At 64.8% G+C, this 20,242-nt stretch carries 21 protein-coding genes; 7 read left to right on the top strand and 14 right to left on the bottom strand.

Annotation, left to right across the window (positions count from 1 at the left end; translation table 11 throughout):
- The first annotated feature begins 66 nt into the window (after positions 1-66).
- Together AC6CIG_RS18035 and AC6CIG_RS18030 are read left to right on the top strand one after the other, a co-directional pair.
- Positions 67-411, top strand: coding sequence for a hypothetical protein (locus AC6CIG_RS18035; RefSeq protein ID WP_498323223.1), 345 nt, complete (start codon positions 67-69; stop codon positions 409-411).
- 39 nt (positions 412-450) lie between these two features.
- Positions 451-642: a hypothetical protein gene (locus AC6CIG_RS18030; RefSeq protein WP_033046178.1), complete on the top strand. Its 192-nt coding sequence runs from the start codon at positions 451-453 to the stop codon at positions 640-642.
- 82 nt (positions 643-724) lie between these two features.
- Here the strand turns inward: AC6CIG_RS18030 and AC6CIG_RS18025 are convergent, their stop codons facing one another.
- Genes AC6CIG_RS18025 through AC6CIG_RS17990 form a run of 8 tightly spaced genes read right to left on the bottom strand, consistent with a single transcriptional unit; the run spans position 725 to position 9,271 of the window.
- Positions 725-1,504 carry a TIGR04290 family methyltransferase gene (locus tag AC6CIG_RS18025; RefSeq protein ID WP_026168915.1) on the bottom strand — a complete coding sequence of 260 codons (780 nt, stop codon included), beginning with the start codon at positions 1,502-1,504 and terminating at the stop codon, positions 725-727.
- A gap of 2 nt (positions 1,505-1,506) precedes the next feature.
- Complete coding sequence (locus tag AC6CIG_RS18020) at positions 1,507-2,547, bottom strand: UDP-glucuronic acid decarboxylase family protein (RefSeq protein ID WP_498323222.1); 1,041 nt, start codon at positions 2,545-2,547, stop codon at positions 1,507-1,509.
- Positions 2,548-2,566: 19 nt separating this feature from the next.
- A complete protein-coding gene (locus tag AC6CIG_RS18015) occupies positions 2,567-3,685 on the bottom strand; it encodes a CgeB family protein (protein WP_498323221.1) in 1,119 nt (372 codons plus the stop codon).
- Positions 3,682-4,767 carry a CgeB family protein gene (locus AC6CIG_RS18010; RefSeq protein ID WP_498323219.1) on the bottom strand — a complete coding sequence of 362 codons (1,086 nt, stop codon included), beginning with the start codon at positions 4,765-4,767 and terminating at the stop codon, positions 3,682-3,684. The genes AC6CIG_RS18015 and AC6CIG_RS18010 overlap by 4 nt, the downstream gene beginning before the upstream one ends.
- Positions 4,764-5,894, bottom strand: coding sequence for a CgeB family protein (locus tag AC6CIG_RS18005; protein WP_498323217.1), 1,131 nt, complete (start codon positions 5,892-5,894; stop codon positions 4,764-4,766). Before AC6CIG_RS18005 ends, AC6CIG_RS18010 begins: the two co-directional genes overlap by 4 nt.
- A gap of 4 nt (positions 5,895-5,898) precedes the next feature.
- The gene (locus tag AC6CIG_RS18000) at positions 5,899-7,050 is read right to left on the bottom strand and encodes a glycosyltransferase family 4 protein (RefSeq protein ID WP_498323216.1); all 1,152 of its coding nucleotides are present in this window, start codon (positions 7,048-7,050) and stop codon (positions 5,899-5,901) included.
- Entirely contained in the window at positions 7,047-8,168 is a 1,122-nt protein-coding gene (locus tag AC6CIG_RS17995; RefSeq protein WP_498323215.1) for an NAD-dependent epimerase/dehydratase family protein, read from the bottom strand. Before AC6CIG_RS17995 ends, AC6CIG_RS18000 begins: the two co-directional genes overlap by 4 nt.
- On the bottom strand, positions 8,165-9,271 hold the full coding sequence (locus AC6CIG_RS17990; protein ID WP_013850095.1) for an NAD-dependent epimerase/dehydratase family protein: 1,107 nt from the start codon (positions 9,269-9,271) through the stop codon (positions 8,165-8,167). The genes AC6CIG_RS17995 and AC6CIG_RS17990 overlap by 4 nt, the downstream gene beginning before the upstream one ends.
- Before the next feature lie 334 nt (positions 9,272-9,605).
- Between AC6CIG_RS17990 and AC6CIG_RS17985 the strand changes: the two genes are divergently transcribed.
- Both AC6CIG_RS17985 and AC6CIG_RS17980 read left to right on the top strand, forming a co-directional pair.
- Entirely contained in the window at positions 9,606-10,598 is a 993-nt protein-coding gene (locus AC6CIG_RS17985; RefSeq protein WP_498323213.1) for an MDR/zinc-dependent alcohol dehydrogenase-like family protein, read from the top strand.
- Positions 10,591-11,616 carry a Gfo/Idh/MocA family protein gene (locus AC6CIG_RS17980; protein ID WP_498323211.1) on the top strand — a complete coding sequence of 342 codons (1,026 nt, stop codon included), beginning with the start codon at positions 10,591-10,593 and terminating at the stop codon, positions 11,614-11,616. The genes AC6CIG_RS17985 and AC6CIG_RS17980 overlap by 8 nt, the downstream gene beginning before the upstream one ends.
- A 30-nt stretch (positions 11,617-11,646) precedes the next feature.
- Here AC6CIG_RS17980 and AC6CIG_RS17975 read toward each other — a convergent pair whose 3' ends face one another.
- On the bottom strand, positions 11,647-13,392 hold the full coding sequence (locus tag AC6CIG_RS17975) for a hypothetical protein (RefSeq protein ID WP_498323210.1): 1,746 nt from the start codon (positions 13,390-13,392) through the stop codon (positions 11,647-11,649).
- Positions 13,393-13,543: 151 nt separating this feature from the next.
- Here AC6CIG_RS17975 and AC6CIG_RS17970 point away from each other — a divergent pair, with 151 nt between their 5' ends.
- The 3 genes from AC6CIG_RS17970 (at position 13,544) to AC6CIG_RS17960 (ending at position 16,278) form a co-directional block, all read left to right on the top strand.
- Positions 13,544-14,647 carry an inositol-3-phosphate synthase gene (locus AC6CIG_RS17970; RefSeq protein WP_498323208.1) on the top strand — a complete coding sequence of 368 codons (1,104 nt, stop codon included), beginning with the start codon at positions 13,544-13,546 and terminating at the stop codon, positions 14,645-14,647.
- A complete protein-coding gene (locus AC6CIG_RS17965; RefSeq protein WP_498323207.1) occupies positions 14,644-15,243 on the top strand; it encodes a histidine phosphatase family protein in 600 nt (199 codons plus the stop codon). The genes AC6CIG_RS17970 and AC6CIG_RS17965 overlap by 4 nt, the downstream gene beginning before the upstream one ends.
- 72 nt (positions 15,244-15,315) lie before the next feature.
- Positions 15,316-16,278, top strand: a complete 963-nt coding sequence (locus AC6CIG_RS17960) for a glycoside hydrolase 5 family protein (protein WP_498323205.1) — start codon at positions 15,316-15,318, stop codon at positions 16,276-16,278.
- On the opposite strand, the gene AC6CIG_RS17955 is transcribed toward AC6CIG_RS17960, so the two are convergent.
- The 5 genes from AC6CIG_RS17955 to AC6CIG_RS17935 all read right to left on the bottom strand — a co-directional run bounded on the left by AC6CIG_RS17955 (position 16,191) and on the right by AC6CIG_RS17935 (position 20,192).
- Positions 16,191-17,615, bottom strand: coding sequence for a Coenzyme F420 hydrogenase/dehydrogenase, beta subunit C-terminal domain (locus AC6CIG_RS17955; protein ID WP_498323204.1), 1,425 nt, complete (start codon positions 17,613-17,615; stop codon positions 16,191-16,193). The genes AC6CIG_RS17960 and AC6CIG_RS17955 overlap by 88 nt on opposite strands.
- Positions 17,602-18,666, bottom strand: coding sequence for a polysaccharide pyruvyl transferase family protein (locus AC6CIG_RS17950; RefSeq protein WP_498323203.1), 1,065 nt, complete (start codon positions 18,664-18,666; stop codon positions 17,602-17,604). Before AC6CIG_RS17950 ends, AC6CIG_RS17955 begins: the two co-directional genes overlap by 14 nt.
- Before the next feature lie 49 nt (positions 18,667-18,715).
- Positions 18,716-18,991 carry a hypothetical protein gene (locus tag AC6CIG_RS17945; RefSeq protein ID WP_102762863.1) on the bottom strand — a complete coding sequence of 92 codons (276 nt, stop codon included), beginning with the start codon at positions 18,989-18,991 and terminating at the stop codon, positions 18,716-18,718.
- A 73-nt stretch (positions 18,992-19,064) separates the two neighbouring features.
- Positions 19,065-19,616, bottom strand: a complete 552-nt coding sequence (locus AC6CIG_RS17940) for a DUF1003 domain-containing protein (protein ID WP_411926363.1) — start codon at positions 19,614-19,616, stop codon at positions 19,065-19,067.
- Between the two features lie 126 nt (positions 19,617-19,742).
- The gene (locus tag AC6CIG_RS17935; protein WP_003528608.1) at positions 19,743-20,192 is read right to left on the bottom strand and encodes an SRPBCC family protein; all 450 of its coding nucleotides are present in this window, start codon (positions 20,190-20,192) and stop codon (positions 19,743-19,745) included.
- Positions 20,193-20,242 lie beyond the last annotated feature (50 nt).

The raw sequence follows: 20,242 nt of genomic DNA, 5'->3' as shown, positions 1-20,242 counted from the left end.
GCCGCGGAGGAGCAGGGAACAAATATCCTGAAAGCCGGTTGAGTCGCGAAGCGGAAAGGAGCGACCATGTCCAAGCCGGCAAGCAATTCTGCGCAGGTGCGCGGCGACATCCAGCATGGAAGGACGGGCGACAAGAGGCGCGGCTTCGACCCCGCGGCGGCGCCGCTCGAGACCGACGACGAAGCAGGCGGTATGCCGCCCGGCAGTGAAGCGGTCCGAAACGCCAGGTCCGGGCAGGCCGCGGGGAGGCCGGCCGATACCTCTACCGAGTACAACGACGCGATGCGGCCGCTTGCTGCGGCGGAGACCGCCGCACCGAACAGGCAACGGCTGGGGCTGAGCCTGGCCATCATAGCCATGGCCGTCGTGATAGGCGCCTTGATCTACGCCGGCGGGCTTCTCTCGCCGTGAAAGCGGTTCTTCAAACAAGCGAATCGAAGGAGTCTCCAAATGCCTGACCGCCGACGCCCATCGAAAGATCCTCTATCGGAACTCGCCGCTCGCGAAGAAGCCATGTATTTGCGGCGCTCGTCGACGCGCTTTCTCGAATGTGCGATTCATCTCTGCGTGACGCACATGACGCTTCAGGAAGTGGCCGACCTGCTCGAGAAGGAAGCTGCGCAGCTTCGCCGCTTCGGATGAGGTCCGTGAGCGACGGACCGTCAACGCCAAGGCGACGGTGAATTGCCCCTCTGGCCTGCAGGCCGGAGGTTCGCCGCAGCCACTAGTTCCCGATATCTGCTGAATTTCCGAGGATCCTCAAGGTGGGCTCGTCCAGATACGGACGCTCGCCGCGCCGCAGGAGATAGACTTCCCGCTCGGGATTGGCTTCGATGACGAAGCCGGCGCTTCGCAGCATCGCTTCGACGCCGGCGCGGTTGGGGATGAACCAGTTGGTGGGGTCATCCGCGAAGCGGTGTTCCACGAAGAACAGCTTCGGATAGTCGGGCCGGTCGAAGATCTCCCACTCCCGGAAATCGTAATCACCCTTGAGAGTTGCCACGGATTCCGACCCGCGCTGCATACACTGGAAGAGCATCTGGTCGCCGACGACATGCTCGTAGAGGAGGTCGAGTGCCAGCAGCGGATGGCGCAGGTGATAGAGAACGCCCATGAAGATGACCAGATCGAATCTCTCGCGCAGCCGTGCTGCGTCGTAGACCGACATCAGCCTGTACTCGATGTCGACCCCCGCTTGCTCCGCGGCAAACTTCGCCTGCCGCAGATAGTGGGGGTCCGAGTCGATGCCGAGTACGCGTCCGGCATTGCGGCGTTTCATCTCCTGCGCGTAGAACCCTGCATTGCAGCCGATGTCGAGGACGCTCCTTCCTTCGAGGTCCTCCGGCACCACATGCCTGAAGGCCTTCCATTTCACCGCGGGATAGTCGCCGAGGAAGTGACCGGGTGCCGTCTCGATGCCTCCGATCCGCATGTTGTGGAACCAGGGACCGAGCGCCGCAATCTCTTGCGCGATGACCGTTCGGTCTTTCGTCTGCTGAACCATGATCACAGATCCTGAGTGACGACGGAAAGTTGCGGCTGGCGCCGGGTGCGGCCGGACCGGCGTTCAGCGCGGCTTTCGGCAAGTGCGCTCTGGAACCAGGCGATCGTATGGGTCAACCCGTCCTCCAGAGGAACTTTCGGCTCCCAGCCGAGAAGCTTCCTGGCGCGCGCGATATCGGGACGGCGACGCTGCGGATCGTCCGCCGGCAGCGGCTCATGGACGATCGTCGAGGCCGTCTCGATCCTGGAGAGGACCAGTTCCGCCAGTTCGATGACGGTGAATTCTCCGGGATTGCCGAGGTTCACCGGCACGGCAGGATTCTCCTCGCGGTTCATCAGCCGGATCAGTCCGTCCACGAGATCGGACACGTAGCAGAAGGAGCGCGTCTGCTCGCCACTGCCGTAAACGGTGAGCGGCTCGTTCCTCAGCGCCTGGACGATGAAGTTCGATACGATCCGGCCGTCATTGGGGCGCATATGCGGACCGTAGGTATTGAAGATGCGGGCGACCCGCGTGTCGACGCTTCCCGCCCTCAGACTGTCGAAGCACAGGGCTTCGGCCGCGCGTTTGCCTTCGTCGTAGCAGGCCCGCGGCCCGGTGCAATTGACGTGGCCCCAGTAGTTCTCCTGCTGCGGATGCTCCTCGGGATCGCCGTAGATCTCGCTCGTGGAGGCCTGCAGCAGCGTGGCCCCGTGCCTTTCGGCAAGCCGAAGGAGGTTTCCCGTACCGGTCACGCTTGTCATCATCGTGTGGATGGGATCGGCCTGGTAGGAGGGCGGCGAGGCGGGGCAGGCCAGATTGTAGATCTGGTCGATCGGTTCATCGATGTCGATTTCGTCGCAGACGTCCTGTTCCACCATTGCGAAATAGGGGTCGTCCTGAAGGCCGACGAGATTGGCAGGGGAGCCGGTGAGATAGCTGTCGAGGCAGATCACCCGGTTGCCGGAGCCTAGAAGTGCTGTACAAAGGTGCGACCCGACAAAGCCGGCGCCGCCGGCAACCAGGATGATCTTTCCTCGGCTTGCTTTGTTTCTTTTGGCCATCGGCCGTTCTCCTTTCGGGTTAAACCGGAAGCCGCCGCTCGGAACGCCTTGTGGCGAGACCGGCCCTGGCGGCGACGCTTTCGATTGCCTCGACAAAGGTCCGTGCGCGCGCCGCGGAACTGTGCGCGGCGGCGACGCGTCGATAGGCGCAATCGGCAAGTGCTTTGCGTTTTTCTTCGTCGAGCCGCGTCAATGCCGTGACGACATCGCTGCTGTTTCGCGCGATGATCACGGCCTCACCGGTCGGGAAGAAGCTTTCGATCCCCTCCCACCAGTCGCTGATGAGCGGCGTGCGGCACGCGGCGGCCTCGAAGAGGCGAACGCTCGGGGACCAGCCGGCGGCCACCATGTCGGCCCGCGTTACGTTCAGGGTGAATCGCTGGCGGCTGTAGAATTCGGCATGTTGGCCGGGCGGCAGATGTTCGATGCGCGCGACGTTTTCCGGCCAGTCGATGTCCTCAGGATAGCTCGGCCCGGCCACGACGAAGCGCATGTGCGGCAAGCGCCGCGCCGGCTCGATCAACAGGCGTTCGAGCGCGGGTTGCCTGTCGGGGCTGAAGGTGCCGAGATAGCCGAGGTCCCACTCGGTGGCCGCACCGGTATCGCGATAGGCGTCGAGGTCCACGGCGCAATAGAGGGGCACCGGCCGCCGCGCCGAGAACTCGTCCCGCAGCCGGTCGAGCGTTCTGCCGCCGGAGAAGGAAAAATAAATGTCGAAGGCCGCAACCTGTCTTCGCGCGAGAAACTCCTCGTCGCCGCGCTCGAGCTTGGCGAGCGTCACAGGCGTGTCGATGTCGTAGAAACACAGACGTTTCGGTGCGAGATCCGCGACCGCGTCGATGACCTGCACGCCATCAGGCACGTAGGAGCCGATGACGACGGCATCCGCGCCGGCCAGTCGGTGCGCATGCCTGGAGACGAGTTCGTCCAGGTTCGAGTAGAACACGAGGTCGCAGAAATCCGGCGCGGCCAGATCGCGGTTGCTCGCATACCAGGGCACGTCCCGTTCCAGGAACGTCACCTTGTGCCCGGCAGCGTCGAGCGCGCGAAGCAAAGCGCGATAGGTGGTCGCATGACCGTTGCCCCACGAGGAGGACAGCGAGAGACCGAGAATGACGATGTCGAGCGGTCGCTTCATTCGGCAGCCTCCATGCGGCGCGCCTGCCGCAGGACGCGGTCCACCTCCTCGGCACGGCGCGCATAGGTATGCTCGGCGAGAACGCGGCGGAGCGCCCGTTCGCCGATCTCCCGGGCGCCGGCCGCCGTCAGCTGCTGCATCAGTTCGGCGACGTCGCGGCCGTCTCTGGCGACCAGCACTTCTTCTCCGGGTTTCAGGAAGAGCTCGATGCCCTCCCAGTAGTCGGTGATCAGGCAGGCGCCGGCGCCCGCGGCCTCGAAGACGCGGGTTGCCGGCGAGAAGCCGTTTTCGGCCATGCTGGCGCGTGAAATATTCAGGACGGCATTCGGCGTCGTGTTGAAGGCATTGTGGTCGGCGGTCGGTACGTGCCCGATATAGGCGACATTCGGGGACAGAGACTTATCGTGCCATCCGGATCCGCCGAGCAGAAAACGCCGTTGCCAGAGCTTTTGCGCCGGCTCGAGGAAAAAGGCCTCCACGCGTTCCTCCCGATCCGGCAGGCGGTTGCCGAGGAAGGCGAGATCGGCGGCAAAGCGCGGATCCGGCGGCACCGGGTGGTGTGTCTCGGGATCGACGGCATTGTAGATCGGAACGCAATCGCGGGCGCCCAGCGCGCGATAGGCTTCGACCACGGGATCGCCGCCGCCATAGGTCAGCACGAGATCCAGGGAGGAAAGCGCGCGGCGAAGCGGGTGGTCGGGCGCGGCCCTGAGATCGGCCAGAGTGGCGGGTGCGTCGACATCCCAGAAGATTTTCAGTGCCGCCGGGTCCGCCGCGGCCATCACCTCGGCGAGCAGCAGGTCGTCCTCGAAGCCGACGCCGCTTGCCTTGACGACGATGTCCGCTTTGGCTGCTTCCTGCGCCACTCGCTTCAACGCCTCGACGGTCCCGTCATAGACGACGACCCTGCACCAGGAGGGCGGATCGATATCGCGGTGCTTTTGCCGATCGTAGACATCGGGCTCGTAGAAGGTGATTTGATATCCCCGTTCGGCAAGTGCCCGGAGCAGGCCGCGATAGTAGGTGGCCGCGCCGTTCCAGTAGGCCGAAACGAGACTCGATCCGTAAAATGCCAGCCTCATACCTCGACCTCCTCCGAAATGATCTGTCGCGCGCCGGAGCGCGGCCTGTAGGAGGCCACGATGGCGAGAAGCTCGTCGACGCGATGGCTGCATGTGTGGCGCGCCCGGATCGTCTCCAACCCGGAGGCGGTCATCTCCGCGGCGAAGTCCGGTTCGGCGAGCAACTGGCGCAGAAGGCGCGTCATCTCCTTGCCGTCCTTGGCCAGGCAAAAATCCCTGCCCGGCCGGAAAAGTCCTTCGGCATCGGTCCAAGGCGCCGAAATCAGCGGAATGCCGCAGGCAAGCGCCTCGAAGACGCGGATCGTCGGTATGCCCGGCAGGGCCTCGACATAAGGCCGGCGCGGAATGTGCACGGTGACCCGATGCTCGGCGAAAGCCCGCGGAACAGCGGCATTGGCGAGCCAGCCGCCATAGTCGATTTTCGCGGACCGTAAAGCCCTGAGCGCGGTCTCGGGATATCGCACGCCGCGGACGGTGGTCCTGAGCTTCAGCTTTTTCGCCGGTTCGACCAGGAAGGACATGATCTCGCTGCTGCGCTCGTCGTCGCCCCAATTGCCGATCCAGATGAGCTCGCCCCGCTTTTCCACGTCCGGCATCGGGTGGAACAGCGAGGTATCCGCAGCCTCGTGCCAGGTATGGACATGCCTTCCCCAGCCCGCCTGCAGATAACGCTCCCGCAGCGCCTCACCGAAGGCCAGAACGAAGTCGTATCCGGAAAGGTCGAGCCGGGCGATGTCCCGCTCGGCGCTGACGGCGCGGTGATGGGTATCGTGGAAAGCGAGCGTGAAGCGGCCGCCCTTCAGGCGAATACGGCCGAGCTCGGCGACGAGGGCGGGATCGGTCCACTCATGCACGATGACCATGTCGGCCTCGCCGGCCGCCGCTTCATGCTCGAAATCGGTCCCGTAGATCCCGACCCTCAAATCGGGGAAGGTCTTGCGGAAGGCAGCGATCGCTCCGTTACCCTGATCTGCGACGAGATTGCGCCGGCTCCAGGAATCGCCGGGCTCGAGCGCTACGGCCTCGTGGCCTCGCCGGATGAGTTCGCGCATGACACCGCGCAGAAAATGCGCATTGCCGTGGTTCCAGTCGGACACCAATGAGTGGGTGTAGAAGAGAAATCGCATCCGCTCACTCCGCTGCCGTCAATCGATCGGACCCGCTCATCACCCGCCGGTAGGCGGCGAGCACCGCGTCGCGCTGAGCCTCGACGGTGAAATCGGCTGAGCGCAGCTGCGCCCGCCGGCCAAGGTCGGCCCTGAGCTTTGCATCCTCCGTCAGCCGGTTGACGGCTTCGGCAAAGGCGGCGGGATCACCGGGGTCGGCGAAAAGGGCAACGCCCTCCCAGAGCTCGCGATAGGTCTCGATGTCGGCGAGAACCAGTGCGGCGCCTGCACGCGCGGCTTCCAGCGCCACCAGCCCGAAGGGCTCATAGACCGATGGAGAGACGACGATCGCCGCCTTCGACATCAGCCTCATCGTCCGGTCGTGGCTGAGTTCGCCTTCGTGAACGGCATGCATGATCGCCACGCGCTGCCCGTTCGGGCCTTCGCAGGCGCCGGCCATCACGACCGGCCAGCCTATGTAGGCGGCGGCCCTGTCGAGCACGGCGCCGTTCTTGCCTTCGTCCCACCAGCGACCGGCGGCAAAGACGAAGTTTTCCTTGGTGCCGACGGAGCATGCATTCCGGCTCGCATTGTAGACGACTGCGAGATCGGTGATTGCGCCGTAAGTGCGCGTCAGGGTCGCGGCATGGCTTCGGCTCGGCGCGAGCACCAGGTCGGCGCGGTCGAATCCCAACCGGTTCAATCGCTTCTGCCAGGCCCAGCCTTCCGGCAAACCGGACCCGCGCACCGCAGCGAACCAGGAGGCGACGCAGGAATGCGACATGGTGACGAGCGGTAGTTCCGCCGTTATTCGCGCCGCCTGGGACGGCAGGTTGAGATGGAGGAGATCGACGGAATGCCGGAGCGCAAGGTCGGACAGGAGGTGCGGGACGCGGTCGAGCTCGCTCTCGTCTTCGACCATCCAGTCGAGCGGCTGAGCCGTCCATTCGAGCCGGCCGATGCTGTTTGCCTCGCGCCGTTGCTCCGGGGAAGGTTGCGGGCCGAGGCCGACGATCAGCGGCTCCACGCCGCAATCGCGCAAGGCCGCGGCGAGATCCATCGCATAGCGCCAGACGCCGCCGACGGCATCCACGGTCATCAACACCCGCCGCGGCAGTGGGCCCGGGGCCCTGCGGCGGCCGTCGAATCGAGCAGCGGAAACGGCGGGAAGGCTCATGCGGTGACCCTCCGCGGTTGGCGCCGGATCCTGCTGACCGCACCCCGATCCTCGTGAAGCCAGGCGTAGAGGTCGCGCAAACCCTCGCGCCAGGGCATTGCGGCCTTCCAGCCAAGCGCATCGGCGATCGCGCGCGTATCGGCGACGAAGTACAATTGGTCGCCTGCGCGCCAATCGCTTTTTGCCTTCGATAGCGCGCGGCCGGTCAAAAGCTCGATCTCGCTCAGCACGTCCATAATGCTGACGGCATTGGCGGGTCCGCCTCCCAGATTGAAAGCGCGCCCCTTCAGGCGGTCGATCGATTTCAGGAGCGCCCTATAGGCCGCGACCGCATCGGTGACATGGAGAATGTCGCGGACCTGCTTGCCGTCGCCATAGATCGAAACAGGCTCGCCGGCGAGGGCGCGAATGAGGAAATGGGCGACCCAGCCCTGGTCCTCGGTGCCGAACTGCCTCGGCCCATAGACGCAGCTCATCCTGAGCACGGCCGTCGGCAAGCCAAAGGAGCGGGCATAATCCAGCACATACTGGTCGGCGACGCCCTTCGAGCAGCCGTAGGGCGTACAGAAATCCAGCGGTTGGGCCTCGCCGACGCCATGCTCGCGTGTCGCCTCGTCGGCCGGCATGTAACGGCCCCGCATCTCCTGCATCGCCATGTGCCCGAGGGCGCCATAGACCTTGTTTGTGCTGGCGAAGATGACGGGCGCACGGCGCCCGGCCAGGCGTGCGGCTTCGAGCACGTTGAGCGTGCCGCGGGCATTCGTCTCGAAATCGTCCGTCGGCTGCTCGAGGCTGGTGGTAACCGCCGTCTGGGCCGCAAAGTGAAACACTGCCTTGGCTTCTCTGAAGGCGGGTTCGATCGCGCCGAGGTCGCGGATATCCGCGATCAATGCCTCGACGGCACGGCCGTGGCCGTCCACCAGCCATTCGAGGTTTCGCTCGACGCCGGGACGGCTGAGATTGTCGAGAACGATCACGTGCTCGCCGTCGCGCAGAAAGCTGTCGGCCAGATTGCTGCCGAGAAAGCCGCTGCCGCCAACGACCAGGATCGGCGCCGTCTTGCCGGAAAGAGCGGGCGCCGCCAGATGCCGGTCCGTACCGACCGTCCGGCCGCTCATAGGACCAGCCCCCGTGCTTCCAGATGGCGTTTCATCTCGGCGCCGCGGTCGATCGCGCCGGCGCTGCGGACCCATTGGGCGAAGTCCGCAAGAGAATCCTCGAGCCGGTGGGCCGGTTCGAAGCCGAGAAGGTCGCGTGCCTTGGCGATATCGGCGAAGCAATTGCGGATATCGCCTGAGCGGGCCTTGTTCATGATCTCCGGCTCGATCTCCGGTACACCCATCGCTTCGGCAAGCAGCGAGGCGATGTCCGCAATGGCGTAGGCGTTGCCGCTGCCTATATTGATGACGTGGCCGGCGGCGTGCGGCTGTTCGAGCGCCAGCCGGAAGGCACGCGCCACGTCGCGAACATGCACGAAGTCGCGTTTCTGCCGGCCGTCCTCGAAGACCATCGGCGATTGCCCGTTGGCAAGGCGGGAGGCGAAGTTGGCAAGCACGCCCGTATAAGGGTTGGAAAGCGCCTGGCCGGCGCCGTAGACGTTGAAGAGCCGCAGCGCCACCGCGTCCGTCCCATAGGCTTCCCCGAATATAAGGACCTGACGCTCCTGTGCATATTTGGTGAGCGCGTAGATGGAAGCGAGGTCGACCGGCTTGTTCTCGTCGGTGGCGATTGGCCTCAGGCGTTCGCCGTCAGGACCGGACGGGTTCCAGGCGCCGGCTTTGATCTCGGCGGGGGATCGCCGGATATGCGCACGACGCTCGCCGGCCGTCGTCTCGTACAAGCCTTCGCCGTAAACGCTCATGGAAGAGGCGACGACGATCCGCCGGATCGGCATGCCGATCATCGCCTCGAGCAGGACGGCGGTGCCCAGGTCGTTGACGCCGACATAGCGGGAAATCTCGTACATCGATTGGCCGACGCCGACTTCCGCGGCGAGATGAATGACGTGATCGACGTCCTTCAGCGCGCTTTTCACCGCGTCTGCGTCGCATATGTCGGCGCGCCGCATGTCTACTTCCGGTGGCAGCGTGACCTGCGCATCCGCATGGACCTGATCGTTCAACGCATCGAGGACGCGCAGGTCGTAGTTCCTTGAAAGAAGCTCTTCGACAACATGCCGCCCTATGAAGCCGCAGCCGCCGGTAACAAGTACTTTTGTCATAATGCACCTGATGATGACCAATCAGAGATAGAGACAAACCTCCAACAAACGTGCGTCGCAAATGTTCCTTCTTCTTTGACTTCTTCTTCTTTGATGTTCTTCTTTGATCCCCCGGGGGCGTCGCCCCGTGCCAAGGTACAAACCTCTCTTTCGCGGGAGTGTTCCACGCGAACTGCGGGCATCAGGAACAAAAGCTGCAACATCAAGTTAAGGGCGGGAGGCTCTTGAACATTGCTCAGAGCTTTCTTGAGCCGGGGGCAGGGGCGGGTCCGGCGGACCTCGCGACACCCTTTTCGGGCTGCCGGACAGGTCGCCACCGAGGGAAGGAGCTGACATGAACATCAGCATATCTCAGCGGACGGACACGATGTCCGCCGCTATCGTCACCGGGCCGGGCGCGGTGCGCATAGAGACGTTGCCGTTGCCGCAACCGGGTCGCGGCCAGGTGCGGATCAGGCTCGAAGGCTGCGGCGTCTGCGCCTCAAATCTCGTTCCCTGGGCGGGTCCGGAATGGATGCAGTTTCCGACGGAACCCGGCGCGCTCGGACACGAGGGCTGGGGCATTGTCGACGCGGTCGGCGAGGGCGTGCAGGGTTTCGCGCCGGGCGATCGCGTGGCGGCACTTTCCTACCATGCCTATGCCACGCACGACATCGCCGATCAGAGCGCGATCGCGCCCTTGCCGGCGTCTCTTGCAGATCAGCCCTTTCCCGGCGAACCGCTCGGCTGTGCCTTCAACATCTTCCGGCGCAGCGCGATCAGTCCGGGAGAGACTGTGGCGATCGTCGGTATCGGCTTTCTCGGGATTCTTCTGACCGAGCTCGCAAGCGCTGCCGGCGCGCGGGTGATAGCGATATCGCGCAGGCCGTCTTCGCTCGCCGCGGCCAAGCAGGCCGGTGCGAGAGAAGTGATTCCCATGGACGATCACTGGCGGATCATCGAAGAGGTGAAGCAACTGACCGACGGGCGTTTCTGCGATTGCGTCATCGAGGCGGTCGGCAAGCAATGGCCGCTCGATCTTGCCGGCGAACTGACGAAGGAGCGCGGCAGGCTCGTCGTCGCAGGCTACCACCAGGACGGCCCCCGACAGGTGAACATGCAGCTCTGGAACTGGCGCGGCCTGGACGTGATCAATGCGCATGAACGCGATCCCGCCGTTTATATGCGCGGCATGAACGAGGCGATCGAAGCGACGGCAGCGGGTGGTTTTTCTCCCTCGCGGCTCTACACCCATCGGTTTCCGCTCGAAGAACTCGGCGCCGCGCTCGACATGACGCGCGACCGGCCGGAAGGTTTCATCAAAGCGCTGGTGATCTGCCATGAGTGACGCAATGCAGCTTTCAACGAGCCCGAAGGCCGTCATTCGCCCCCGCGTCGGCTTTCTCGGCGTCGGAAGAATCGGCTTCCACCGGATGAAGGCGGTGGTCGAAACCGGATCCGTCGAAACCGTCGCGATTTTCGATCCTTCGCCGGAAATGGCGGCGGCGGCCCGCGAGCTGACCCCCGAGGCCTCCGTCGTGAACTCGCTCGAGGCACTGCTCGACCAGGAGCTCGACGGCATCGTGATCGCCTCGCCGAGCGCGCTCCACGCCGCCCAATCGATCGTGGCATTGGAGCAGGGCGTGGCGGTTTTCTGCCAGAAGCCGCTCGGCCGCACGCGCGACGAGACCGCGGCGGTGGTCGAAACCGCCCGGCACGTCGACAGGCTTTTGAGCGTCGATCTCTCCTATCGCTACACCAACGGCATGCGGCAGATTCGCGACCTGATCGCGTCGGGCGAACTCGGCACCGTGTTCGCCGTGGACCTCACCTTCCACAATGCCTACGGGCCGAGCAAACCGTGGTTCTACGACAAGGCGCTTTCCGGCGGCGGCTGCGTCATAGATCTCGGCGTGCACCTGGTCGACCTCCTTCTCTGGGCCCTCGGGTTCCCGGACGTCGCCCGCGTGGAAAGCAGGCTCTTCGCCAAAGGTCTGCCCATCCGCCGCGACGGCGACGAGGTCGAGGATTACGCCGTCGCCACGGTCGAACTGGCGAACGGCGCTCTCGCCAGGATCGCATGCTCATGGCATTTGCAGGCCGGATGCGATGCGGTGATCAGCGCCGACTTCTATGGCACCGAAGGCGGCGCCAGCCTGAGAAACGTCAGCGGGTCTTATCTGGACTTCACGGCCGAACGGTATCGCGGCACGCAGCGCGAGGTGCTTGCGGTTCCCCCCGATGCCTGGGGCGGACGCGCGGCGGCGGGCTGGGCCGAGAGGCTGGCCGCAGGCGCGCGCTTCGATCCCGACAACGAATATCTGGTCACAGTGGCGGATGTGCTGGACAGGATTTATGGGCGGTAGGGCGGCGTGCCGTCCGCTGCGGCTCCTATCCTAATTCACGATCCGGCGCCGAAGGAGCCTCGCATAGCGGGCGGCTGCGGCCTCCAGCCGGGGGACTTCATCGGGGGTGGCCACGGCCTTTGCCGACATCCACATGCCCAGCTGGAAGGCGAGATAGGAGAGTTCGAAGAGCTCCAGCAGCCCGGCATCCGGAATGCGCGAGCAGCCTTCGGATACGGCCGCGCGCAGCGCCGCCCGCTCCTCGCCCGTGAGGTCGAATTCTATGCTCGCGCCCGCAATGTCCCAGCCGATGTCCTGACAGCCGACGAGGTCATGGGCGCTGCTGTGGTCGAACGCATCGGTCTTGAGAATGTGTCGCTCTCCTGCGACCAGCCATTCCCACCGGTGAAGCCGGTTGTCCGTATCGACCGGCACGATCGTCGAATCGTATCGTTCCGCATCGCCGAGGCGGCTCTTCAGCCGCGACGCTGCCGCTCTGCCCAATGCCTCTTCGGTGTTGATCACTGCCATCTCGCAAAGTTTGGCCATGGATGCCCCTTGCGCCGCGGGCGGCGGCAGGCTGTGCGCCCGGAAGGACAGGTAGCGGCCGAGATGGGCGATGAAGGCCGGCCGGCGGAATTCCGGCGGCGCCATCGGCTTCGCCGAAACCCATTTCTGAACCAGAAAGCCATGGCATAATCCGGCGACCGGTGGCGTGAAGCCTGCCTCGGCAAGAAGACGCGCCCTGACGAGCTTGCGCTGCCCGGCTTCGCCGAGTCCCGCAAACTTGACGAGCCACGGGCCGTCGGCGGTGTGCGCCAGGAATTTCCGGCGTTCGAACCTGCCGTCTGCGGGAGGCCAGCGATCGCCGGGAAGCTTCTTGCGCCATAGGCCGGCTGAGACGTCTTCGAGCGGCTTCTCGAGCGGGCCGACGAGATGGGCGACCCAATCGGCGAGGTGGCGGGCAGAGTGCGACGGCTTGATCAGGAGATCGTCGACGTCGATGACATGGCGCAGCCTTTCCGCCCAGCGCTTGCGATGACGGCCGCAGGATTGCGGCCCAAGTCCGCCCTTGTGGCCGGGGAAGAAGTGAATGCGGTTGGCGCTGACGTCGTGATCCTCCAGCCAATCCGCGACGCATCCGAACGAGCTGCCGGAAAGGCCGGGTCCTTCGTCCACGATCGCGAAATCCGCCGCCCGGTCGCGCAGCAGCCGTTCCGCAAGTTGCGGCGCGACTGCAAGGCGCCTTCGGAAAGGATCGCCGACCGGCCGCAGTGTGATGGGAGGCGCCGCACCGATGGAAGCCGCGACAATCGCCGAGAGCGTGGTCCCGATGCTGCGCAGGCCGATCACCACCGTGTCGGCAGCAAGCCCGGAACCTGCCGCGGCCTCGAGATAGCTCTCCGGGTAAAGAGCATAGAAGGCATAGCCTTCCGGCTCGCGAATGCTGAGGGAAAGCGGTGCCTGGCTGTCCGCCAGCGACCTTGCGACACGGGCCGGCACGACCACCGGGCCGGCGAAGCCCTGGCGCCAGGACCGGGCGACGAGCCCGGCAAGGTCGAGGAGGAGGCACTCGCCGGTCTGGCGCGATGCGGAGATGTCGTCGGCTCCCATCCGCGCCAGTTCCAGGTCGGCAAGCCCCTGCACCAGTTCCCCGGCCCTGAGCAGGATGGCGACGAGCTCGGTGTGGCGGGCGATGCCTGGCGGCTGGTGTTGGGCCGTATGCAGGCGCGAGGCGATCTCTGCGCATAGCGTGTCGGCGCGCTCCAGGCGCTTTGCGTCACCGTATACGAGCATGAAGTCTCGCTCACTTTCCTGTCCGCCCAGTCAACGCGCTGCGGCTGAATTCGATCCGCGATGCGCGAGAAACGGGAGAAAGAAGAAGGAACCAATCGGTTGCGCGCGGGTTTGGCAAGCATTGTAGATACTGCGCAGGAGTAGTGGTGAGATGCGATCGAACTCCATTCGGGTCGGGCTGGTCGGTGTCGGCAATTGCGCGTCCTCCCTCGTCCAAGGGCTGACATTCTATCGCGACGCGAAGGAGGACGAGCCGGTTCCGGGGCTGATGCATACCAGTCTCGGCGGATACCACGTCGGTGATATCGAGGTCTCCGCGGCCTTCGACGTCGCCGCTTCGAAGGTCGGGCGCGATGTCGCGGAGGCCATCTTCGCCGCTCCCAACAACACGTTCCGCTTTGCGGAAGTTCCCGCCACCGGCGTGCTCGTCGAGCGCGGCAGAACGCTCGACGGCATCGGCCGCTATCTGCGCGAGGAGATCGAGGAATCCGATGCGCCCGCCGCCGACGTCGCGGAGGTCCTGCGGCGGACCGAGACGGACGTGCTCGTCTCCTATCTTCCGGTCGGTTCCGAAGTCGCCACGCGCTGGTATGCGGAGCAGGCGCTTGCCGCCGGCTGCGGTTTCGTCAACTGCATTCCCGTTTTCATCGCCTCGGACAAGGCGTGGCAGCGCAAATTCGCCGAGCGCGGCCTGCCGCTCATCGGCGACGACATAAAGAGCCAGGTCGGCGCGACCATCGTGCATCGGTTGCTTGCCAACCTCTTTCGCGACCGGGGGGTGCGCATAGATCGGACCTACCAGCTCAATTTCGGCGGCAATACCGACTTTCTCAACATGCTCGAGCGGGAACGGCTCGAATCGAAGAAGATTTCCAAGACCCAATCGGTCGTCAGCCAGATGGATATTCCGCTCGCGGCCGGCGACATCCACGTGGGCCCGAGCGATCACGTCCCTTGGCTTGCCGACCGCAAGTTCGCCTATATTCGCGTCGAGGGCACGACATTCGGCAACGTCCCCCTCAACGTGGAACTGAAGCTCGAAGTCTGGGACTCGCCGAATTCCGCAGGAGTCGTCATCGATGCGGTTCGCTGCGCCAAACTCGCAATCGACCGCGGCATCGCCGGTCCGCTGATTGCCCCTTCGAGCTACTTCATGAAGTCGCCGCCGCGGCAGTTCACCGATGCCGAAGCGCGCAGACGCCTCGAGGAATTCATCGCCGGCGATACCGACGCACTCCTGGGGGCCGCCGAGTGACGACCACTTTCCTTCTGGTGCGGCATGCCGCCCATGACAGGGTCGGCTGCTTTCTTGCCGGGCGGACCGGCGACGTGCCGCTCGGCACCGCGGGCCGCGAGCAGGCCCAGCGGCTCGCGGCGCGTCTGGCCGGCGAAGGCATAGGCTCGATCTATGCGAGCCCGCGCAAGCGCACGCAGGAAACGGCCGCGGCGATCGCCGCGGCGTCGGAAGTCGCGGAGGTCGTGACCACGGAAGCTCTCGACGAGGTGGATTTCGGCGACTGGTCGGGCAAGACTTTCGACGTCCTCGATACCGACCCGCTCTGGCGGCGATGGAACGCGATGCGAAGCCTCGTGCGTGCCCCGGGCGGGGAGACGATGCTGGACGTGCAATGCCGGGCGGTGGGACTTGTGGCGGCGCTTGCGCAGCGCCACGGCAAGGAGAAGGTCGCCCTGGTCAGCCACGCGGACGTCATCAAAACCCTGGTCTGTCATATTCTAGGCCTTTCCGCCGACGCCTGGCCGCGCTTCGAAATCGCCCCTGCCTCCGTCTCGGTGCTGGTGATGGGCGATTGGGGCGCGAAAATCCTGACGTTGAACGAAAACGTGTCGTAGCCGGCCGGCCGCGTCCGCCGGTGCCGCAAATGCGGGGGGCCGGCCGGCGTTTCCGGCAATTCGGAGGTACTCATGATCGAAGCCGCCATGATCTGGAACGAGCCGAACAACAAGTCGCATTGGGATCCGGAGATCGATCCGGACTGGAGCCGCTTTGCCCATATGGCGAAGCTGGCCGCGGCTGCGATCCGGGAGGTCAATCCCGGGCTCACACGCGTGCTCGGCGGAATTTCGCCCATCGATTCGAACTTCCTCGCTCTGATGAAATCGGAGGGCGTGCTCGACCATGTCGACGCCGTCGCGGCCCATGGTTTCCCGCTCGACTGGAACCTCTGGCAGATCCATGAATGGCCGCAGAAGCTCGATGAACTGAAGAGCGTCACCGAACTGCCGGTCTGGGTAAGCGAGGTCGGCGTCTCCACCTTCGGCGCCGAGGAAGTGCAGCTTTGGGGACTGAAGCGAACCGCCGAACTCCTGAAGGGCCGGGCGGATCGGATCCAATGGTACAGCCTTTACGACCTGCCGCGGGCCTGGCCGGCGACGACGCGGCATCGGGAGGCCGAAGGTTCTTCCTATTACCGGCATTTCTACATGGGTCTTCTGCGCGAGGACGGAACGCCGAAACTGGCGCTCGAGGAGTTTGCCCGCCACACGCCGGAGATCGGGCTCGTACAATGGTTCCATTTCGAGGACCCGCGCCTCGACGATGCCGTCGCCTGGATGAAGCGTCTCGGCGTCACATATCTGCGCACCGGACTCTCCTGGGCCGACCGCTTCCGGCCGAATGCGCTCGACTGGTTCGATCGCCAGATGGAGGCACTCGAGGATTTCGACGTCACCGTCACCTACTGCTTCACGCCCGAGCACCGGGGGCTTGCTCCGCACCACACGAGCGCGCCCCTCGTACCGGAGGAGTTTGCCGAATTCTGTGCCGAAATGACGGCGCGCTATGCGCCCGCCCCGTCGTCCTTCGAGCCCTTGCGCCAAGGCGTCGCGATGGCATCGGCGAGCTTGCCGATCCAGCCGCGTGAATAGGTCACGCCCTGGTAGAGAGCGAGCATCGCCGACGCCCAGCGGAGATAGGCGGCCGGCATGTTCAGGGCTCTGGCAAGCCAGAAGACACGGTGGCTGTTTGCGCTGATCGCGCTGCGCAGCCAGTAAACCAGCATCCGCCGTGCAGGCAAGCCCCTCCACTTCGGCGCAACGCGTTTCCTCGGTCGAATGCCGGAACGCGGCCAGGCCAGCCGGAAGGCCAGCCCCTCCCGTCTTTGCCTGAAGCCGGCAGCCTGCGTCTCCACGACAAAGGCACTGTCGACCGCGCTCAGGTCGAGCCTTCCCGCGTCGATCGCCTCGGCCACGAGCGTCTGCAGCAGGGGCGAGCGGACGACGACCACATTCGTTCCGCGGCCGTCGGACGAATAGGGTTCGACCCAGGCGTCGCCGAAGGAGATGTCGGCCGTTTCGGCAACCACGTCATCGCAGAAATTGCAGGCGGAATTCTGGAAGAACCCGGCTCCCCAGTCGCCGTCGACCAGATGCCACCAATCCTTGCTTCTCGTGCTTCCGTCCCTGAGCCGCAGATGGGCCGTGTACCAGTTTGCCGGTCTTGCGGAATCCTTCAGGCGGTAGTCCACGCCCGCCACGGCGTTCATTTCCGTGTCCATCTGCCAGGCGAAACTTTCCACGAAGCGGGTGCTCTTCATGTGTCCGCAGAACAGGCCGAGGGTGAAGGCAAGGCGCTCCTCAAGCACCGGGTCGTTGAGGCAGAGGAGATGGATCGCCTTGATGAAACAGGGTATCCCGACGACTGCGTAGCGGCCGGGATGCCGCTTCATTTCGGCGATGACGCCGGAGAGCTCCACCGGATAATAGCGCGACTTGGCGCCCTTGCGCAGGTCATCCGCGGACCGCGAGACCTGATACCGGAACAGACGGTCGCCGGCGCCCGAACAGGGAACCACATGCGCCACCGCGTCGACCAGGTTCCTCTTCAGAAGCTCCGCGGCGGTCCAACTGGCCATGCCGCCGGAACTGCCGTCCGCTCGAAAGCTGCCCTCGCTGACATGGCCGACATAGGCTGCTTCGAAGCGGCCGATCCGCGGGTCGTAAAATCGCGCCGATCCGAAGCGCGCCTCGGCGATCTGGTCTTCGCTTCGGGCGTGGGGCGAAAAGGGGCACAGCTCGGCGAAACCGCCGGGGCGAGGTGCAGCGGCCGGTTTGAGCTGGCCGTAGCGGTCGAGACGCATCGCGGCGCTGCCGCTCGATTGCGCCATGCACGTGCCGCAACCGATGCAGAGCCCGGATTTCGCCATCTGCCCCGGCGAGAGCAAGGCGCTGGCCGAGGCGGGTGCGGGTCGCTCAGGCGAGGACATCTGTCAGATAGGTCCGTGATTGCCGGCGGAGTTCGGCGAGCCTTCGCGCGACAGCCGGGCTCGGGGATTGCGCGAGAAGTGTCTCGTAGTCGGCTTGCGGCGTCTCCTGCGATACCACGTGCCGTTCCGCGCCGGCGGTGCGCGCGAGATCGGCGATCTTGTTGGAACGATAGTCGGAAAGGACCGTGACGAATGGCTTGGCGTTGAGGAGGGAGAAGACGCAGCCGTGAAAGAAATTCGTCGCGACGGCCTCGGCACCCGCCATGCAGGCGGCGAACTCGTAGGGCCCGGCATCGAGCCACTGCTCGTCCGCCCATTCGTTGCGATAGCCTATGCTGACGAGAGGCAGCGAGCGCGTCGTCGCCCAATGGCGGATCGTGTGCTGAAACCATGACGGGAACGAATGTCCGTAGACGGCTATGTAGGGGCGTGAAGCCAGAGCATTGGGGCCGAAGGAAATCGTCTCTGGGAACTGCAGGCACGGGTCGAGAACGAGCGTCGCCTCGCGTCCCACATCCTTTTCGATGATCGCCCTCGAATTGTCGTCGCGGACGGAAATTCCATCGAATTTGCGCAGCCTTTCAGCCCAGTATGGTTCGAGGCCATCGGCCGCGGGGTGGTTTCCGAACGTCGCCGCGTAGGAAACGGTTCTCTTGGCAGAGAGACCTTCCCCGTAGAAAAGCGAGCAACCGCCGTACCAGGGGTGCCGCAAGTTCCAAACCTCGTCGCTGCCCACGACGACGATGTCGCATTCTTCGGCGCCGGCCGGGTCGTCCAGTGCGAAGGGGGCACTCATCGGCACCGAAGCCAGGGCGCTCTGAAATTTTCTGATCTTGGAAGCGTAGAGCGGAATGTCGGCGCGCGGGGTCCTCTCCGGCAGAAGCGGCTGCATCGCGCAACGCCACTCGGCCCGGGTGACGCGGGCGGAATGATGATCGAGGACAATGGGGTCGGTGCCGAGCGAACGAAGACCGTGGACAAGAGATCGCGCCTGCCAGAACGATCCATAGTTTATGCAGCGGTGGAGGGTCAAAACGCCGAGTTTCGCCAACGGCCTCTATCTCCTTATCGTGGAAGCAGATCGCCGGGTTCAACCGGTTTCAATCGAAGATGGTTCCTTTGGCGCCCTCATATTCGCGCGCAAGCTCCTCGATCGCCGCCGATGCCTCCTCGAACGTCCAACCGGCCGCCTCGGCCCGATGGGCGAGCGCCAGCAGATCGTCGGTCAACTCCCCGCCCATCGCCGCCACGATGCTTTCCTGTGATGTCGCCGCCAGGTCCGACACGGCCGGCCGCAGAGCGGCGATGCAGTCCATCTGGCGACCGGAATAGTCGGAAGCGCGTTGCGGACGGGAAATAGCTTGTGACTCCTCCATCTCGGACTCCTTTTGCTGTCAGTCGTCAAATGACGGGCCCGGCCGATTGTTCCTGCGGCAAACGGGCGTGGTTCTAATCGCCCGACCGGACCTTCTGGTCCTCGAGCCGATTGAGGACCTCTTCCGGCGTGATCTCCTTGGTGAGTTCACGGATGTCCTCTTCACCGTCCACCTTCACGCCCAGCCGGCCGGCTATCTCACGAAGAAGCGCGAGCAGTTGCGTCGCCTCCTGCTCGGCAAGGAGCGAAATCTGCAGATTGAGGTCGGAGCGCTCGTCGTCCTTCTCGGCCATCCGGTTCTGGCTGATCAGAACGAAAGTGGAAATGAAGATCGCCTCCACCGAAGCAACCATGGCGAGGACGGCAAAGGTCGGGTCGAACACCGGTATGCCGGGGACCAGACCGAGGTTCAGAGCGATCCAGGCGCCGAACGCCAGGACGTGCAAGCCGACAAAAGTCATGGAGCCTGCGAAGTTCGTGATCGCCTGGGCGACCCTGTCGTGAGCCCTCCGCCCGCGTTCGTCTTCCTCGCGCCGCTTCAGGATGGCGTTTATGTTGCGCTCGAGCCTCGGCATGGTTCGAGCGGCGGACGATCTTTCCTCGGTACTGTTCCTTCTCGATTCCATCGAACACTCGCGACACCTTGTGGGCCGCCTTGTTGCCGGCGGCTACGGCAAACACGTCAGGCTCCGCAAAGTTCCGCGCAAGAAGGACGAGGCGGAAGCTCCCAGGTCAGCGGCCGGGGCCCAGGCTCACCCGGTACGGCCGTGCCACGGGTCGGGCCCCGGGTCGCGTCCCGCGGCAACTTCCGAAAGCCGATCGAGATAGTGCGCCCAACCTTCGGCATGGCCGGCACATTGCTCGGCATTGGGCAGGCCCGAATGGGTCAGTCGCACCAGCGTTCCATCCGGCTGCTCGATCAGATCGATCTCGACCAGACTCGAGCCCGGCGGCACGACATCGCTGTCGTCCCAGCCGAAGCTGTAAGCCAGGCGGTGCACCGGCACCACCTCGCGGAAGGAGCCGCGGGCGAAGCGGGCCCCGGTAACATTGACGAGATAAAGCCCCTCGGGCTTCGGCTCGACATCGGCCTCCGTTCCCATCCAGCGCAGGATCTTCTCCGGGTCGGTGAGTAGGGCGAACACTGCCGCTGGCGGTGCCGAGACATGCGTTTCGCGGCGGACGACGAGAGCTTCTTGCATCGGACTCCCCTTCGGTTGCCGTCGAGCGCCGGCGAGAAAGAAGGCCGCGC

Source organism: Sinorhizobium sp. GQ132, from assembly GCF_059758575.1.
The sequence above is the reverse complement of the archived record's forward strand: the minus strand, read 5'-3'. Positions and strand labels throughout refer to the sequence as shown.

Coding starts and splice junctions, on each gene's coding strand:
- AC6CIG_RS17940 (WP_411926363.1), bottom strand. CDS start 19,616: ATGGAATCGAGAAGGAACAGTACCGAGGAAAGATCGTCCGCCGCTCGA.
- AC6CIG_RS18035 (WP_498323223.1), top strand. CDS start 67: ATGTCCAAGCCGGCAAGCAATTCTGCGCAGGTGCGCGGCGACATCCAG.
- AC6CIG_RS18020 (WP_498323222.1), bottom strand. CDS start 2,547: ATGGCCAAAAGAAACAAAGCAAGCCGAGGAAAGATCATCCTGGTTGCC.
- AC6CIG_RS17980 (WP_498323211.1), top strand. CDS start 10,591: ATGAGTGACGCAATGCAGCTTTCAACGAGCCCGAAGGCCGTCATTCGC.
- AC6CIG_RS17990 (WP_013850095.1), bottom strand. CDS start 9,271: ATGACAAAAGTACTTGTTACCGGCGGCTGCGGCTTCATAGGGCGGCAT.
- AC6CIG_RS17970 (WP_498323208.1), top strand. CDS start 13,544: ATGCGATCGAACTCCATTCGGGTCGGGCTGGTCGGTGTCGGCAATTGC.
- AC6CIG_RS17985 (WP_498323213.1), top strand. CDS start 9,606: ATGAACATCAGCATATCTCAGCGGACGGACACGATGTCCGCCGCTATC.
- AC6CIG_RS18010 (WP_498323219.1), bottom strand. CDS start 4,767: ATGAGGCTGGCATTTTACGGATCGAGTCTCGTTTCGGCCTACTGGAAC.
- AC6CIG_RS17935 (WP_003528608.1), bottom strand. CDS start 20,192: ATGCAAGAAGCTCTCGTCGTCCGCCGCGAAACGCATGTCTCGGCACCG.
- AC6CIG_RS18030 (WP_033046178.1), top strand. CDS start 451: ATGCCTGACCGCCGACGCCCATCGAAAGATCCTCTATCGGAACTCGCC.
- AC6CIG_RS17955 (WP_498323204.1), bottom strand. CDS start 17,615: ATGTCCTCGCCTGAGCGACCCGCACCCGCCTCGGCCAGCGCCTTGCTC.
- AC6CIG_RS18005 (WP_498323217.1), bottom strand. CDS start 5,894: ATGCGATTTCTCTTCTACACCCACTCATTGGTGTCCGACTGGAACCAC.
- AC6CIG_RS18025 (WP_026168915.1), bottom strand. CDS start 1,504: ATGGTTCAGCAGACGAAAGACCGAACGGTCATCGCGCAAGAGATTGCG.
- AC6CIG_RS17960 (WP_498323205.1), top strand. CDS start 15,316: ATGATCGAAGCCGCCATGATCTGGAACGAGCCGAACAACAAGTCGCAT.
- AC6CIG_RS17945 (WP_102762863.1), bottom strand. CDS start 18,991: ATGGAGGAGTCACAAGCTATTTCCCGTCCGCAACGCGCTTCCGACTAT.
- AC6CIG_RS17975 (WP_498323210.1), bottom strand. CDS start 13,392: ATGCTCGTATACGGTGACGCAAAGCGCCTGGAGCGCGCCGACACGCTA.
- AC6CIG_RS17995 (WP_498323215.1), bottom strand. CDS start 8,168: ATGAGCGGCCGGACGGTCGGTACGGACCGGCATCTGGCGGCGCCCGCT.
- AC6CIG_RS18000 (WP_498323216.1), bottom strand. CDS start 7,050: ATGAGCCTTCCCGCCGTTTCCGCTGCTCGATTCGACGGCCGCCGCAGG.
- AC6CIG_RS18015 (WP_498323221.1), bottom strand. CDS start 3,685: ATGAAGCGACCGCTCGACATCGTCATTCTCGGTCTCTCGCTGTCCTCC.